The sequence below is a fragment of the Granulicatella seriolae genome (assembly GCF_024543085.1).
GTDB classification, from domain to species: domain Bacteria; phylum Bacillota; class Bacilli; order Lactobacillales; family Aerococcaceae; genus Granulicatella; species Granulicatella seriolae.
Window position 1 is genome coordinate 35,603 of the sequence record NZ_JANHNZ010000003.1, and the last position, 16,117, is coordinate 51,719.

Below are 16,117 nucleotides of genomic sequence, written 5' to 3' on the forward strand. Positions count from 1 at the left end.
GATGAAAATAGCAGTGAATAGTGATCAAGGTCTTCGTCGGAACTTGAATGAAGATTCTGTTGGATATTTTTATAACCAAGCTCAAATACCTTTGCTGATAGTATGCGATGGGATTGGTGGGCATAATGCTGGTGATGTGGCTAGTTCAATGGCCGTTTCTCACCTAGGTGCCGATTGGGAAAAATCATCACTAACGCAATTCTCAGATATCCATCTCTGGTTAGTGGACCATATTCGTCAAGAAAATGACCGTATCTATGAAAAAGCCAGAACATTCCGTGATTTGGATGGCATGGGCACAACCTTAGTGGCTTCTGTCATTATAGGAGATCAACTTCTTGTGGCTAATGTAGGTGATAGTAGAGCCTACCTTTATAGAGCTTACCATTTGAAACAACTGACCGAAGACCATTCTTTAGTCAATGAGCTCATAAAAAGTGGTGAAATTACGCCTGATGAGGCTCAGAATCATCCAAAACGCAACTATGTCACAAGGTCAGTGGGGGTATCTTTTGATGTCAATATTGATTTCTTACGAGTGACTTTAAAAGACCAAGATATTGTACTATTATGTTCAGATGGACTTTCTAATATGCTCTCCATTGAAGAAATCCAAACCATTCTTACAAATGTTTCAGGACTAGAACAACAAGCTCAAGAAGCCATTAATGCTGCTAATCAGGCAGGCGGCAGAGATAATATCACAATAGCCTTGGCTAAGATAGCCTTGCCAATTAGTCAGGAGGACAATAACAATGATTGAAATAGGGAAAAAATTAGGAGAACGTTATAAAATCCTGTCCTTACTAGGTAGTGGTGGGATGGCGACTGTCTATTTAGCACGTGATTTAATTCTTGAACGCGATGTTGCCGTAAAAGTTCTACGATATGATTTTCATGAGAATACGGATGCTATGAGACGTTTCCAACGAGAAGCCTTATCTGCAACGCAACTAACACACCCAAATATTGTAGGTGTCTATGATGTTGGAGAAGAAAATGGCTCCAATTATATTGTTATGGAATATGTCAAAGGCACTGATTTAAAAGAATACATTCAACAAAAAGGGCCTATTTCGCCTAGAGAATCAGTTGTTATCATGCAGCAAATTCTGTCGGCCATTGATATTGCCCATCGAAATCGCATTATTCACCGGGATATTAAACCGCAAAATATTTTGATTGACCAAAATGGTGTCGTTAAAATTACCGACTTTGGAATCGCTGTTGCCTTATCAGAAACTTCTTTGACACAGACCAACACCTTATTGGGCTCAGTACATTATTTGTCTCCAGAACAAGCTCGTGGGGGGATGGCAACCATTCGTTCGGATATTTATGCCCTTGGAGTAGTGTTTTTTGAATTATTGACGGGACATGTTCCGTTTGATGGCGAATCTGCTGTGTCCATCGCTTTAAAACATTTCCAAGAGCCTTTGCCTGAACTGACAAAGATTATGCCGACTATTCCACAAAGTCTAGAAAATATCGTCTTGAAAGCTACTGCCAAAGAACCACTCGTTCGCTATGCAAGCTGTCAAGAGATGCAAGAGGATTTGTCAACAGCTTTAAACCCTGAAAGGCTACAAGAAGCAAAATTCATCCCACAAAGTTTTACCGGTGAGACAAAAGTTCTACAACCAATCACTAGCAAACGACCACCACTTAAACGAGAAGTTCCTAAGGTAACAGATGTCCCTTACGTTCAAATTGATGAGAGTGACTTAGAACCACCACCAGTTACCCCTAAAAATAAAAAAGAAAAACCTAAGCCTAAGAAAAAACGTAAATGGCCATGGATTCTTTTGTTATTACTGCTAGCTTTAGTAGGTATTGTTGGGGCTTTATATATGACCACACCTAAGGAGATAATAGTACCAGATGTATCTACTTTGATAGAAGCAGACGCTAGTAGTCGGTTAAAAGATGTGAAACTAACTGTTGGGGATTCCATTCTTACTGAATCGGATACCGTTGAAAAAGGGAAAGTTATTGAGACAGACCCAAAAGCTGGAGCTAAAGTCAAAGAGGGAGCCACGGTGAGCTTGAAGATAAGTACTGGCACTAAGTTAGTCAAACTTGAGGACTATAGCAACAAGGATTATGAAGCGGTTCGTGACCAATTAAGAGATTTAGGCTTTACAGTGGAAAAAGCTGAAGAGTTTAGCCAAACCATTACTAGTGGTAAGATTATTTCTCAAAGTATAGCAGCAGGACAATCGGTTGACCCAGCTAAACAAACGATTAAGTTGACAGTCAGCAAAGGCCTAGGACCAATCACCTTGAAAGACTTATCTGGTTACAATAGAAGTGCTATTCAAGATTATGCTAAGGATAATGGATTAACGGTTCATTTTACTGAAGAAGCTTCTAGTTCAGTAGAACCAGGCAACCTCATTAGCCAAACACCAGTTGCAGGAACCACTATTGAGCGTGGCGGAAGTTTCTCTGTTGTTTTATCAACAGGTATCAACCAAAGAGTTGAAACAAGAGAGGTGACCATTCCTTATTTAGCAGCTGAATCTAATTCATCAAGTCACTCATCATCAAGTGGCTCAAGTAGTTCAAGCTCATCTCAGGTAAGCTCAGCACCAAAACCTAATAATATTGAAATTTATGTAGAAGATTCTAAATCAACTTTCAATTCAGCATATCGCACCATGCAGATTACAGAAACCACAACAGTTGACTTGACCTTCACCCTACAAGGAGACAAGGTTGGAAAATACAAAATTGTTCGAGATGGTGTGACAATTGAGGAGGCTACTGTTTATTGATTGAGTAGGGCTAGAAAAAAGTTTTTTGCCTGTATCTGAGTCTCCAACTCATCCATCAGAAATAAAAGCGGTGGCAACTTCGTAAGCTTTGGTCTTATGAATTAGCTGCCTAGGTGGTTGAAAAGCCACTGTAGGTTAGCTATGCTTTTCACTGTTATTTCGAACAGATGAGTTGGAGATTTTTTTGTATTTCAGAAACTAACGTTATTAGTTACCAATATTTTTCTCAGAGCCTTACTTTATTGACAAGAATAAATTGACCAAAAGGAGGGACTTATGTCAAAAGGACAAATCATCAAAGCTTTGAGTGGATTTTATTATATAGCTTCAGACAATAAAGTTTATCAGACACGAGCAAGAGGAATTTTTCGCAAGAGAGGGCAGTCTCCTTTAGTAGGCGACTACGTTGAATTTGAAAGTCAAACCTTACAAGAAGGCGTCTTGACTAAGATTGAGAAACGAAAAAATGAATTAATCAGACCACCAATGGCCAATATCGACAGTGCCGTTTTAGTCATGTCAGCTCTTGAACCTTCGTTTTCAACTCTTTTAGTCGATCGTTTCCTAGTTTATTTAGAAGCTAAAGATATTAAGCCCGTTATTTATATTACAAAAATGGATTTATTGAATGAAGTGGAGACGGCACAAATAAAGGCCTACCAAACCATGTACCAATCCATTGGCTATCCCGTCTGGTTGAGCCAAGAAGGGGATGTTGACTCTAGTGACTTTATAGATAGCCTAGCCAATCAAGTTGTTCTATTTATGGGGCAATCTGGCGTAGGAAAATCAACACTCTTAAATCAACTCTTACCCAGCTTAGATCTAGAGACGGCTGCCATTTCCAAGTCTTTGGGACGTGGGAAGCATACAACTCGTCATGTTGCTTTGCATCAAGTTAAACAGGCTTTAATTGCTGATACGCCGGGGTTTAGCTCGGTTGAATTGGACCAAATTGAAAAAGAAGACTTGCCCTATCTATTCCCAGAGTTTAGAAAGTATAGTCCTAATTGTAAATTTAGGGAGTGTTCTCACCGACACGAGCCTGATTGTGCTGTTAAAGCGGCTTTAGTAGAGGGGAAGATTTATCAAAGTCGCTATGATCACTACTGTCAATTTATGGATGAGATTATTGACCGTAAACCAAAATACCAAAGAAAATCATAAGAGCGGAGGAAAACACATGAAAGTAGCACCATCAATTTTGAGCGCAGACTTTGCCAATTTAGAAAGAGATGTTAAATTAGTGGAATCACTAGGAGCAGATTGGATTCATATCGATGCTATGGACGGCCAATTCGTGCCAAACTTAACCTTGGGAGCCAATATCGTTAGTGCATTAAGACCGGTGACTAAATTACCCTTGGATTGTCATTTGATGGTCAAAGACCCTGAAAACTTGGTAGAAGCTTTCGCAACTGCAGGGGCGGACTACATTTCTGTTCATGTTGAAGCGACACAACACATTCACCGTCTAATCCAACAAATCAAGGAGTTGGGTGTCAAGGCAGGGGTTGTGATTAATCCAGGGACACCTGTTTCAGCCATCGAACCGGTTTTAGACATGGTTGATTTGGTATTGGTTATGACAGTTAATCCAGGTTTTGGCGGACAAAAATTCATTCCTTCTACTTTAGGAAAAATGAAAGAATTGGCTGCTTTGAGAGAAAAACATGACTACCATTATCTGATTGAAGTGGATGGTGGTATCAATGAACAGACTGCTGCTGAATGTGCTGCGGTTGGCGTAGATGTTGCTGTGGCAGGATCCTATGTTTATAATTCAAGCGACATTGAAAAAGCTATCCAATCAATTAAAAGGGCTTGATAATGGATATTTTCGTAGTACTTGGTGGGCCAGAACCCCAGTTGAGAGAAATTCTTGAAAACAAATATGCGCAAATGAATCGCAACCAACAAATCTTTATCGGAGTCGATGGTGGCTGCCTGCAACTACTTGATGCCTCTTTGCCGATTGAACTGGCTATTGGTGACTTTGATTCCATTAATGTATCCGAAAAAGAAATGATTCGTCAACTAGCCAAACAAATGATTGAGTTGCAAGCAGAAAAAGATGATACTGATACAGAAGCCGCATTGAAATGGGTGATGAAACATTATCCTAAGGAGAGGGTACATCTTATCGGTGCTTTTGGTGGACGAATAGACCATCAGTTGTCCAATGTCTGGTTGATATTGAACCCAACCTTTAAGGACCTTATCCCTTATCTAATCATAGAGAATGCTAAGAATGACTGTCGATTTTTAAGCCCAGCTTCCTATGAAATTGATAAACTGAAAGGTGCAAACTATTTGTCTTTCATTTCCTATAGTTCCATCAAAGCATTAACCTTGGAGGGGGTAAAATATCCTCTAAATAGAGTAGATTACGCCTATCCAATTGCCTTAATTAGTAATGAATTCAAAGCAGGGCAGACCACTATGAAAGTGTCTTTTGAAGAGGGGTTACTGATGGTGGCGCAAACTAAGGATTAGTGTTGGAGCAGTATGTAAGTTTTTTTATTTGATAAATTGAGTCTCTAGCCCATATGTCAAAAATAGGAGCTGGTCAAAAAGTCTGTAATAAAATAAAAGCATTCTAAATCATAAAATAGTTCCCCAAAAATCTATCAGAAATAATGGTTTAAAGCATAGCTGACGAACAGTGGATGTTTCGGCTTTAGTCGATATACAGCCACGTAGACAGCTAAGCCGGTGAGACCTTGGCTCACGGCGGTGCCACCGTTCCCATTTCTGATAGATTTTTGGGGAACTATTTTATTTGGTTCCCATTTGGCCTTTTTGCCCAGCCTCTCTGCTCTCTGGTAGATGACTTGGAGAGTCGGATATAGTATGCGAAAACAAAAAAACCTCGAACACAGAGTCCGAGGTTAGGGTGGGTCAATTAAACACGTTCAATTTTCCCAGATTTTAGAGCACGAGTTGACACCCATACTTTTTTAGGTTTTCCGTCGATTAAAACGCGTACTTTTTGTAAGTTTGGTTTCCAAGTACGACGAGAAGCATTCATCGCGTGAGAACGAGCGTTACCTGTTTCAGCACGACGACCAGTAAAATAACATACTTTAGCCATGAATTCTTTCCTCCTTTTCATGAAAATGACGAATAGAGCTGAAAGAAAAATCAATTAAGTTCAACCTATTAATATCAAATCATATACTTGAATAATTTAACACAGTTACTAATAGAATGCAAGATAATTTATAAAAATCTGTTGGAAAGTTTGAAAAAACTAGGTGAATAAGCTAGAATATGCTATGATAGACAATGGATATAAAAGAGGTAGTCAAGAAAACTCTTTCATCGAAACGAGAAATTTTAAGGAGGCTTTTAAATGACTGTAAAAATTCAAACTGACAATGGAATGATTGAATTAAGTAATGAAGTTATCGCAACTGTAGTTGGTGGAGCCGCAACAGATAATTACGGAGTCGTAGGAATGGCTAGTCGTAATCAAATTCGTGATAATTTAAATGATATTTTGAAAAGAGAAAACTTTTCTCGTGGCGTCGTTGTGCGCCAAGAGAACCAAGGAATTGCTGTTGATGTCTACATTGTAGTAGGTTATGGAACAAAGATTTCTGCTATATGTCGTAACGTGCAAGAACAAGTCAAATACAATCTTGAATCTATGCTGGGCTTTTCTGCCAATACAGTTAATGTGTATGTTCAAGGTGTGAAAGTTATAGGGGCATAAGCCAGAAGCTTGTCCATTCAGGGAGGATATCAATGGTAACGAATAAAAGTTTTATAGATGCACAAGATTTTCGTGCAATGGTAGAAATCGGAGAAAAACGTCTTAGTGACCACGCAGAATATGTGAACTCATTAAATGTTTTCCCAGTACCAGATGGCGATACCGGAACGAATATGAGCCTGTCATTCAAATCGGGTGCACAACGAGTTGCAAATTCAAAGGCACAAACTGTAGGTGAATTGGCTACTGATTTAGCTAAGGGCTTATTAATGGGTGCTCGTGGAAATTCAGGAGTTATCCTGTCACAATTATTCCGTGGCTTTTCTAAAGCTGTAGAGGGCAAGGAAACAATCGATGGCACTGAATTGGCCCATGCCTTTTCAAAAGGAGTAGAAACTGCTTATAATGCCGTTATGAAGCCAGTTGAAGGGACTATCCTGACCGTTTCTCGTGAATCTGCTAAACGTGGTGTGCGTAAACTCAACAAATCAACTGATATTATTGAAGTGATGGGTTCTGTTTTGCGTGGTTCACAAAAATCATTAGCCATCACACCAGAATTATTGCCTGTTTTAAAAGAGGTCGGTGTGGTTGACTCAGGCGGTCAAGGCTTGGTTTATATCTATGAAGGTTTCTACGAAGCCCTAACAGGCGAAGCTGTTCCAACTTCTACTCTAGCTGATTCATTTGCAGATTTGTCTTCATTAGCTCACTATGACAACCAAATTGACTTAGAACATGTCTCTACTGGTAATATCGAATTTGGCTATTGTACGGAAATCATGGTTGCTATAGGTCAAGGAGAAACAGTTACGGATGAATTCGATTATGAAACATTCCGTAACTATCTAAACGAATTAGGTGATTCTCTACTAGTAGTTGCCGATGACGAAATTATTAAGGTTCACGTGCATACCGAATACCCAGGACACGTATTGGATTATGGTCAAAAATTCGGGTCTTTAATGAAAATCAAAGTAGACAACATGCGTATGCAGCACGAAGAAGTCTTAAAGAACGACTACACTGCTAAAGTAGCTGCAGCAGCTAGTCCTACTAAACGAGAAAAATATGGTATTGTAGCGGTTTGTGCAGGTCAAGGAATTCATGAATTGTTTAAGAGTCTAGGGGTTACAACCATTATCAATGGTGGACAAACCATGAACCCAAGTACAGAAGACATTTTGGCTGCCATTAAAGAAACCAATGCTGATCATGTTATCGTATTGCCAAACAACAAAAATATCTTCATGGCAGCAAACCAAGCCGCTGAGGTCTGTGAAGATGCTCAAGTAGCTGTTGTTGCTAGTGCTACCATTTCAGAAGGATTAACCGCACTTTTAGCTTTTAATGCAGATGCTACGATAGAAGAAAACCAAGAAGCCATGTCTGAGGAAATGGGCTTGGTTACCAGTGGTCAGATTACTAACGCCGTGCGTGATACAGCTATCGACGGAGTAGACATTAAAAAAGATGACTTCATGGGCATTGTTTCTGGCAAGATTGTTGTTAGCAAACCGGACCTTCAAGAAACTGTCCTAGATACTATCAGTAAAATGGCTACCGACGAAACTGAAATTATCACCATTATCTTTGGTGAGGATGTCAAAGAAGATCAAGCTCAAACCTTGGTTGATTTGGTAGAAGAGAAGTACCCAGATATTGATATTGAATTGCACGATGGTAAGCAACCAGTCTATGCTTACTTACTTTCTGCAGAATAAAAGATTAAGAACCATAGCCCTTATAGTCTATGCCCAATCGTCTATTGGTGCCAATGCTGAGGGTTATGGTTATTTTTTTGAGAAGGGAGGGAATTTGATTGGCTAAAGTGAAAGAAGAGTTGGTACCTAACCTGTCAATTTGGGATGATGTTGCAGTTTTGGAGCACGTTGGTCCCAAACGTCTACAAGCTTTACAAGACTTGGGTATTCAAAATATCTACCAACTCTTGACCCATTTTCCATTTCGCTATGAAGACATCCAAGTCAGAGACTTAACAGAAATTCAAGACCAAGAGAAAGTTTCGATTAAGGGAACGGTTGTTACAGAACCTTTAGTCAGCCATTATGGCTATAAAAAAAGCCGCCTTTCTTTTCGATTGGCAAGCGGAGAACAAGTTATTTCCGTGTCATTCTTTAATCAAGCTTATCTCAAGCAGAAGATTATTCTAGGAGATGAGATGGCCTTTTTCGGCAAATGGGATGCCAAACGTCAGGCACTCTTAGGGATGAAGATATTAGGGTCATCTTCCTTAAATGATGAGCAGAATTTTGAAGCGGTCTACCATGTGTCTAAATCCATCAAGCAAGCCACACTTTTGACCTTGATTAAGCAAGCACTTGATAGGTACAAGTCACTCATTCCTAATCCTATACCTGAATTTTTAAGAACCAAGCGACACTTAGTAAGCCATCCGCAAGCCGTTGAGCAAATGCATTTTCCCACCAATCATGACTTGAGCCATCAAGCTAGGCAGGAGATTATCTATCAGGAATTGTTTACGTATCAAGTTCGCTTGCAAACCTTACGTAAAAAAAGGCGTTCCAATAAAATCGCACCATCTATTAAGTATGACAATCAACGGTTAAGGGAATATATTGGCAGTCTACCATTCGAGCTAACTGACTCGCAGAAAAAGGTTGTTAATGAGATTTGTTATGACCTACTAGCCCCCTATGAAATGAACCGTCTGCTGCAAGGAGATGTTGGTAGTGGGAAAACGGTGGTGGCGACCATAGCCCTTATGGCGACAGCACTGGCTGGTTATCAAGGGGCCTTGATGGTGCCGACTGAGCTCCTAGCCCAGCAACATTATCAAACTATTTCTGGCATGATGGAACAAAGTGGTGTCGAAGTTGCTCTATTAACAGGTGCCATGCCGACAAAAGCTAGAAATCAACTGCTGGAACAGTTAGCCAATCAAGAAATCGATATTCTCATTGGAACACATGCACTCTTGCAAGAAGATGTTATCTTTAAGCAACTAGGGTTAGCTGTTATTGATGAACAACACCGTTTTGGGGTCAATCAACGCAGAAAACTAGTTGAAAAAGGTCAAGGGATCAATGTTCTACACATGACGGCTACACCAATTCCAAGAACACTAGCCATTACCACATTTGGCGAGATGGATACATCCATCATCAGTCAAGCGCCTATGGGACGAATCCCCATCAAGACTAGATGGGTCAAGGAGTCAGAACTGGATAAGGTATTTGATTATGTAAAACATCAAGTTAAATCAGGCCGACAAGCCTATATCATCTCTCCTTTGATTGAGGAGTCTGAAAATCTCGATGTTCAAAATGCTCAAGAGGTCTATGCCATGGTTAGTCAACGCTTTAAGGACAATATCCAAGTTGGACTCCTACATGGACGTATGAAAAATGACGACAAAGAAGCCGTGATGCAAGCTTTTAAAACTAACGACATTCAAGTCTTGGTATCTACAACTGTTATAGAAGTAGGGGTAGATGTGCCTAATGCCACCGTTATGGTTATCTTGGATGCTGACCGCTTTGGGTTAGCACAACTTCATCAGCTAAGAGGACGAGTAGGGCGGGGAGCTCACGCTTCAACCTGTATTCTAATCGCATCACCTAGAACAGAAAATGGTATCTTACGCATGCAAACCATGGTTGAGTCAACAGATGGCTTTTATCTAAGCCAAAGAGATTTGGAGCTAAGAGGGTCCGGAGATATTTTTGGAACCAAGCAATCTGGTTTACCTGAGTTTGCCGTAGCCGATATTATTCGAGATTATGATATACTAGAAATGGCCAATCAAGATGCCATATACCTAGTCGCACAAGAAGATTTTGAGAGCAATCCTGATTATTTGCCGCTCCATGATTTTATGGAGCACACGCACAAGTATCAGCAGACTAGCAATTAAACAAGTGTAATGGAGGATTTGAAATGATTAAAATAGCTGTAGATGCAATGGGTGGAGATAATGCACCACAAGCCATTGTAGAAGGTGTTATCCAAGCTGCTAAAGAAAATTCACAAGTACAATTCCAACTTTATGGAGACCAAGAAAAAGTCAAGGCATGCCTAACAGAAGACATAGATAATATAGTGGTCATTCACACATCGGAAAAGATTGAGTCGGATGATGAACCAGTAAAAGCCATTAGACAAAAGAAAGATGCCTCAATGGTTGTTGCAGCTAAAGCTGTGAAAGAAGGGAAGGCTGATGCTTTATTTTCTGCGGGGAATACAGGTGGACTTCTAACAGCAGGGCTCTTGATTATTGGCAGGATTAAAGGGATTGACCGCCCAGGGTTAATGCCAATTTTACCTGTTATCGGTCAAGAAAATCGCCAATTCATCTTGATGGATGTCGGTGCCAATGCTGACTGTAAACCAAAAAATATTCACCAGTTTGCTATTTTAGGCTCTTACTATGCCAAGTATGTTCTCCATATCGACCAACCAACTGTTGGCCTTTTGAACAACGGGACTGAAGCGACAAAAGGGAACGAACTGATGAAAGCTGTCTATCCTTTATTAGAAGAGGATACTAGTCTAAATTTTACAGGTAATGTCGAAGCTCGTGATATATTAAATGGTGTTAGCGACGTAATTGTAACGGATGGATTTACTGGTAATGCTGTCTTAAAAACAATTGAGGGAACAGCTGGTACACTTTTAAAGTTATTAAAAACTAATATTTTAGCACAAGGACTTTCTGGAAAAATCGGAGCATTACTGCTTAAGAATACCTTTAAGGGACTTAGAAATACCTTAGATTATTCTCAGTTTGGTGGAGCTGTACTCTTTGGGCTAAAGGCACCTCTTGTCAAAGCACATGGTTCTTCTGATAAAACCAGTGTTTATCATGCCTTAAAACAAATAGAAACGATTGTGTCTTCATCAGTTATTAAGGATTTAGTTACCTATTTTGAAACTACTGAACAAAATTCTAATGAAGCAAGTCATTAAATAGGATAGGGCAAAAGACCTTCTAACTTAATAAAACAAAAGAGTTTCCGAGAAATATATCCGAAATTGAAACGGTGGCACCGCCGTGAGCCAAGGTCTCACTGGCTTAGCTGTCTACGTGGCTGTAATCGGCTGAAGCCGAAACATCCACTGTGCGGCAGCTATGCTTTGCACCGTTATTTCGAATATATTTCTCGGAAACTCTTTTGTTTTACTCGAATGACCTCTTATTCAACTCTTTAAACAGTCTTAAATTTGTCTAAAAAAAGTCAGATAATGCTGTTTTTTAAATTTTTAATGATAAAAATGAGAATTTAGTTTGATTTATTTAAAATTCCATGATAGCATTCTAAGTATAAATTATCGTATTCTTAACTTTTAAGAGATGGTAACTTAAAAACTCAACTTTCTAGTTCTTCAGTGAATAATGAAAAAAGATTATCACTATAGAATTAGTAAGAAATGCAGGAAATTGATAAAACAGGAGGGGTAGTATGGATTGGAAAAAGATTAAAGTAGGATTAGTGACACTGTCAGCAGTTGTTGCCTTGGTTGCATGTGGTAATGGTGGGGAAAGTTCTTCATCATCTACAGAATCAACCCCAGCAGGAGAGAAGGTCGTTTTCAATTTACCAGCGGGGGCTGAAATTCCAACGATGGACTCTACTAAAGTAACAGACGTAGAAGGATTCCAAGCACTAGGGTCAACCGCAGAAGGATTGTATCGTAATGCACCTGATGGAAAAGGCTATGACGTAGCCTTAGCAGCTGAAAAACCAACCGTTAGTGAAGATGGCTTGACTGTCACATACAAGTTACGTGATACAAAATGGTCTAATGGAGATCCATTAACAGCCAATGACTTTGTCTATGCTTGGCAACGTTTAGTAGATCCAGCAACCGCAGCTGAGTACAGCTATCTAATTGGTGGAGTTATTGAAAACGCAGATGCCATCATTAAAGGCGAAAAACAGCCAAGTGAGTTGGGCGTAAAAGCGATTGATGATAAAACTTTAGAAGTAAAACTTGAAACCAGTGTTCCATATCTAGAAAGTTTATTGGCTATGGCACCACTATACCCACTTAATAAAGCTTACGTAGAAGAACAAGGTGATAAATACGCTTCTGATAGTGACCACCTTCTTTATATCGGTCCTTATTTATTAACCAAGTGGGATGGAACAGGTCTATCTTGGACTTACGTTAAGAACCCTGATTACTGGGATGCAGATGTTGTTAAAGCAGACGAAATCAATGTTCAAGTTGTCAAAGAAGTATCAACCGGTTTGAACTTATTTGATACTGGTGCTCTTGAACGTGTTGTCTTGACTGGTGAATATGTTGTTCAACGTAAAGCAGACCCAAATTTTGTAACTGAAGGAACATCTGCAGTCTTCTTTATCCGTCAAAATGTTTCTGACCGAGCAATCGAAGCACTTAAAAACAAAAATATCCGTAAAGCCTTGGCAATGTCTATCGATAAGACTTTGTATACTGAAAATGTTTTACAAAACGGTTCATTTGTTGCTAACGGTTTAGTGCCAGCAAACTTAGCGGCTAATCCAAAAACAAAAGAAGACTTCCGAGCTGAAAATGGAGATTTACTCAAATTTGATGCAGCTCAAGCAAAAACCTATTGGGAAACCGGGCTAAAAGAATTAGGAATTACTGGTTTAACCTTACGTTTCTTATCAGATGACTCAGAAAATGCTAAACGTTCTTCTGAATTTATCCAAGCACAACTTCAAGATAATCTTCCTGGTTTAACTATTAACTTAGAAAATGTCCCATTCAAAGTTCGCTTGCAAAAATCTAAAGAGCAAGATTTTGACTTGGTATTATCAGGTTGGAGTGCAGACTTTGCTGACCCAATCAACTATCTAGAGTTGTTTGAAACTACAAACGGTAACAACGATAGTAAATTCTCTAACGCAGAATACGATGCTCTCATTGCAGCAGCTCGTAAAGAAACAAAAGACTTAGACAAACGTTGGGCTGACTTACTAGCAGCAGAAAAAATCTTGATGGAAGAAGCTGGCATCGCACCGCTTTACCAACGTGCTCGTGCAGCTCTAATGAGCAAATCTATTGGAACCTTACCAGTATACCTTGTTGGACCTGACTATGATTACAAGTACCTCACAAAAGCAGCACAATAATTCTTTATAAACAACAAAAAAATAGACTGGGAACCCAAAACCGGTTCTCAGTCTGTTTCTAAGTAGAGTTCTAAAATTGTTTATAGAAATGACAAAGCTATTGAGATGCCTGCAAGGATAAGGCTAGTGAATAGGAAGATTTGATATCTTTTTCCAAAACCACTTGATAATCCTTTATTAGGATTGAATGCTTTTGTTTTAGGCTCTTTTTTTCTGAGCAAAGCGGTCAGATAAAGACTACTGTAGTGGAAGAAGTCAAAAAAACCAGATGATAAAACAAAAAGAATTAATCCTAGAATTAAAAAGAAGAGCGCCGCTAGAAATAAAGTGTCTGCAATCTGAGTTTTGTTGAGTGACGAAAAGGCCAAGAAGTGATAAAGTAATACAAGTATACATGTTGAACTGCTTATTAGAAGAACTTCTTTAAGTTTATTAGTCATTAGTATCCAACTTTCTTTTAGGGTCTTTACTAATGTAACTAAGAATTGAAAGAAGTTCAAGCTAATTTTACAGTTTGATAGAATAGTGGAGGTGAAATCATTTGAAGAGTTACATGAAGTATATTGGTAAACGTGTATTTTACATGTTGGTCACCTTATTCTTAATTGCAAGTATTTCATTCTTTTTAATGAAATTATTGCCAGGGTCGCCATATGCCAATGAAGAAAAATTAACAGAAGCGCAACTTCAAATTATGAATGCACGGTATGGATTGGACAAACCTGTCTTCATGCAATATTTAATCTACTTAGGTGGTTTATTACGAGGGGACTTGGGAATGAGTTTTCAATACAATTCTTCCGTTGCCAAATTATTAGCTTCTCGAATTGGGCCATCCTTCCAATTAGGAATACAAGCCATGGTTTTTGGTACCCTAGTAGGAACCATTTTAGGAATTGTGGCAGCTATGAAACAAAACACTTGGGTGGATACCCTAGCAACCTTTGTGGCGATTATTGGGCGTTCTGTACCTAGTTTCGTGTTTGCGGTTGTTTTGCAGTTGGTATTTGGAGTAATTTTCCCTATTTTACCGATAGCGCTTTGGAACCAAGGTTTTCGTTCATCTATTTTACCAACGCTAGCTTTATCCATTTCTCCAATTGCTGATTCGGCCAGATTCGTTCGGACTGAGATGGTCGATGTTTTAGGTAGTGACTACATTGAGTTAGCCAGAGCTAAGGGACTTAGCCGATGGGAAGTAGCCTTTAAACATGGGATTCGAAATGCCATTATCCCATTAATTACTATTATGGGACCAATGTTAGTTGGTTTGATGACTGGGTCCATGGTTATTGAAAATATCTATGCTATCCCAGGTATCGGTGAACAGTTTGTCAAATCAATCTTTACAAATGACTATCCTACGATTATGGGGGTTACTATGCTTTACTCCTTCATGTTGGTAGTGATTATTTTAGTGGTAGATATTCTTTATGGAATTATTGACCCACGTATTCGTGTAACGGAACAAGGAGGTGAGGGGTAATGAGCAAAACAGACGTTGAATGGTTGGACCCATCATTGTTTGAGCCAGCCCAAACAGAAGAAATGCAAGATAATGAAAAAATTGCCGCACCTTCTCTCAGTTTCTTACAAGATTCCTTTAGACGTTTGAAAAAGAATAAGGGAGCTGTTGTGTCATTAGTGATTATTTTAATCATGATAACTATTGCTATATTGGCACCAGTCTTGGCACCACATAACCCATTTACCCAAAATGTAGCCTTTGCTAACTTACCGCCAAAAATTCCCGGATGGACGATTGACGGGTTTAATGGATTCCGTGCTGGGCAAGACCAATATGCCCTTTCTAAAGTTCCAGAAGGTACCTATTACTATTTAGGTACAGATGGTTTGGGTCGTGACCTTTTATCTCGTATTCTTTATGGAACTCGTTTATCTCTACTAATTGCCTTTGCAGCAGCCCTATTTGACTTAACCATTGGTGTTACTTATGGGATTGTTTCCGGTTGGTTTGGAGGACGTGTGGATAACGTTATGCAACGTATTTTAGAGATTATGTCAGGGATTCCTAACTTAGTTATTCTAGTGTTGATGTTACTCTTCTTACGCCCAGGGATTTCTTCTATTATCTTAGCTTTAGGATTTACTGGTTGGTTGACCATGGCTCGTGTCGTTCGGGCACAAACCATGAAGTTAAAAAACCAAGAGTATATTCTAGCTGCCAGAGCCTTAGGACAAAACTTTAGAAACATCTCCATCAAACATTTACTACCAAACTTAGCTGGGATTGTTATTATTCAAACCATGTTTTCTATCCCATCAGCTATTTTCTTTGAAGCCTTTCTAAGTTTTCTTGGAATAGGGGTTCCAATCCCTAACGCTTCACTGGGTTCTTTGATTAATGATGGGTATAAGACTTTCCGTTTCTTACCACATTTGATGTGGTTCCCAGCCTTAGTCCTATGTATTTTGATGATTTCGTTTAACCTATTAGCTGATGGATTGCGTGATGCACTTGATCCAAAAATGAAAGATTAAGGAGGTTTTAA

At 39.2% G+C, this 16,117-nt stretch carries 14 protein-coding genes; 12 read left to right on the top strand and 2 right to left on the bottom strand.

The window, feature by feature from the left end:
* Position 1: 1 nt before the first annotated feature.
* The 5 genes from NPA36_RS04105 (at position 2) to NPA36_RS04125 (ending at position 5,273) form a co-directional block, all read left to right on the top strand.
* A complete protein-coding gene (locus NPA36_RS04105; RefSeq protein ID WP_256944841.1) occupies positions 2-763 on the top strand; it encodes a Stp1/IreP family PP2C-type Ser/Thr phosphatase in 762 nt (253 codons plus the stop codon).
* Positions 756-2,777, top strand: a complete 2,022-nt coding sequence (gene pknB, locus NPA36_RS04110; RefSeq protein WP_256944842.1) for a Stk1 family PASTA domain-containing Ser/Thr kinase — start codon at positions 756-758, stop codon at positions 2,775-2,777. Before NPA36_RS04105 ends, pknB begins: the two co-directional genes overlap by 8 nt.
* A 276-nt stretch (positions 2,778-3,053) precedes the next feature.
* On the top strand, positions 3,054-3,944 hold the full coding sequence (rsgA, locus tag NPA36_RS04115; RefSeq protein WP_256944843.1) for a ribosome small subunit-dependent GTPase A: 891 nt from the start codon (positions 3,054-3,056) through the stop codon (positions 3,942-3,944).
* Positions 3,945-3,960: 16 nt separating this feature from the next.
* Complete coding sequence (gene rpe / locus NPA36_RS04120; protein WP_256944844.1) at positions 3,961-4,605, top strand: ribulose-phosphate 3-epimerase; 645 nt, start codon at positions 3,961-3,963, stop codon at positions 4,603-4,605.
* 2 nt (positions 4,606-4,607) lie between these two features.
* Positions 4,608-5,273 (top strand): thiamine diphosphokinase, encoded by a 666-nt coding sequence (locus NPA36_RS04125; RefSeq protein WP_256944845.1) that lies wholly within the window; start codon positions 4,608-4,610, stop codon positions 5,271-5,273.
* Positions 5,274-5,682: 409 nt separating this feature from the next.
* Here the strand turns inward: NPA36_RS04125 and rpmB are convergent, their stop codons facing one another.
* Positions 5,683-5,871, bottom strand: coding sequence for a 50S ribosomal protein L28 (rpmB, locus tag NPA36_RS04130; protein ID WP_256944846.1), 189 nt, complete (start codon positions 5,869-5,871; stop codon positions 5,683-5,685).
* Positions 5,872-6,132: 261 nt separating this feature from the next.
* On the opposite strand from rpmB, the gene NPA36_RS04135 reads away from it, so the two are divergent.
* The 5 genes from NPA36_RS04135 to NPA36_RS04155 all read left to right on the top strand — a co-directional run bounded on the left by NPA36_RS04135 (position 6,133) and on the right by NPA36_RS04155 (position 13,604).
* Positions 6,133-6,495, top strand: coding sequence for an Asp23/Gls24 family envelope stress response protein (locus NPA36_RS04135; RefSeq protein ID WP_256944847.1), 363 nt, complete (start codon positions 6,133-6,135; stop codon positions 6,493-6,495).
* A gap of 32 nt (positions 6,496-6,527) precedes the next feature.
* Positions 6,528-8,219: a DAK2 domain-containing protein gene (locus NPA36_RS04140; protein ID WP_256944848.1), complete on the top strand. Its 1,692-nt coding sequence runs from the start codon at positions 6,528-6,530 to the stop codon at positions 8,217-8,219.
* A gap of 131 nt (positions 8,220-8,350) precedes the next feature.
* On the top strand, positions 8,351-10,393 hold the full coding sequence (recG, locus tag NPA36_RS04145) for an ATP-dependent DNA helicase RecG (protein ID WP_269076750.1): 2,043 nt from the start codon (positions 8,351-8,353) through the stop codon (positions 10,391-10,393).
* 26 nt (positions 10,394-10,419) lie between these two features.
* A complete protein-coding gene (gene plsX, locus NPA36_RS04150) occupies positions 10,420-11,445 on the top strand; it encodes a phosphate acyltransferase PlsX (RefSeq protein WP_256945046.1) in 1,026 nt (341 codons plus the stop codon).
* A 494-nt stretch (positions 11,446-11,939) separates the two neighbouring features.
* Positions 11,940-13,604, top strand: a complete 1,665-nt coding sequence (locus NPA36_RS04155) for a peptide ABC transporter substrate-binding protein (RefSeq protein WP_256944849.1) — start codon at positions 11,940-11,942, stop codon at positions 13,602-13,604.
* An 80-nt stretch (positions 13,605-13,684) separates the two neighbouring features.
* On the opposite strand, the gene NPA36_RS04160 is transcribed toward NPA36_RS04155, so the two are convergent.
* The gene (locus NPA36_RS04160; protein ID WP_256944850.1) at positions 13,685-14,044 is read right to left on the bottom strand and encodes a DUF3899 domain-containing protein; all 360 of its coding nucleotides are present in this window, start codon (positions 14,042-14,044) and stop codon (positions 13,685-13,687) included.
* A gap of 101 nt (positions 14,045-14,145) precedes the next feature.
* On the opposite strand from NPA36_RS04160, the gene opp3b reads away from it, so the two are divergent.
* Both opp3b and opp3C read left to right on the top strand, forming a co-directional pair.
* A complete protein-coding gene (gene opp3b / locus NPA36_RS04165) occupies positions 14,146-15,090 on the top strand; it encodes an oligopeptide ABC transporter permease (RefSeq protein WP_256944851.1) in 945 nt (314 codons plus the stop codon).
* The gene (gene opp3C, locus NPA36_RS04170; protein ID WP_256944852.1) at positions 15,090-16,106 is read left to right on the top strand and encodes an oligopeptide ABC transporter permease; all 1,017 of its coding nucleotides are present in this window, start codon (positions 15,090-15,092) and stop codon (positions 16,104-16,106) included. The genes opp3b and opp3C overlap by 1 nt, the downstream gene beginning before the upstream one ends.
* Positions 16,107-16,117 lie beyond the last annotated feature (11 nt).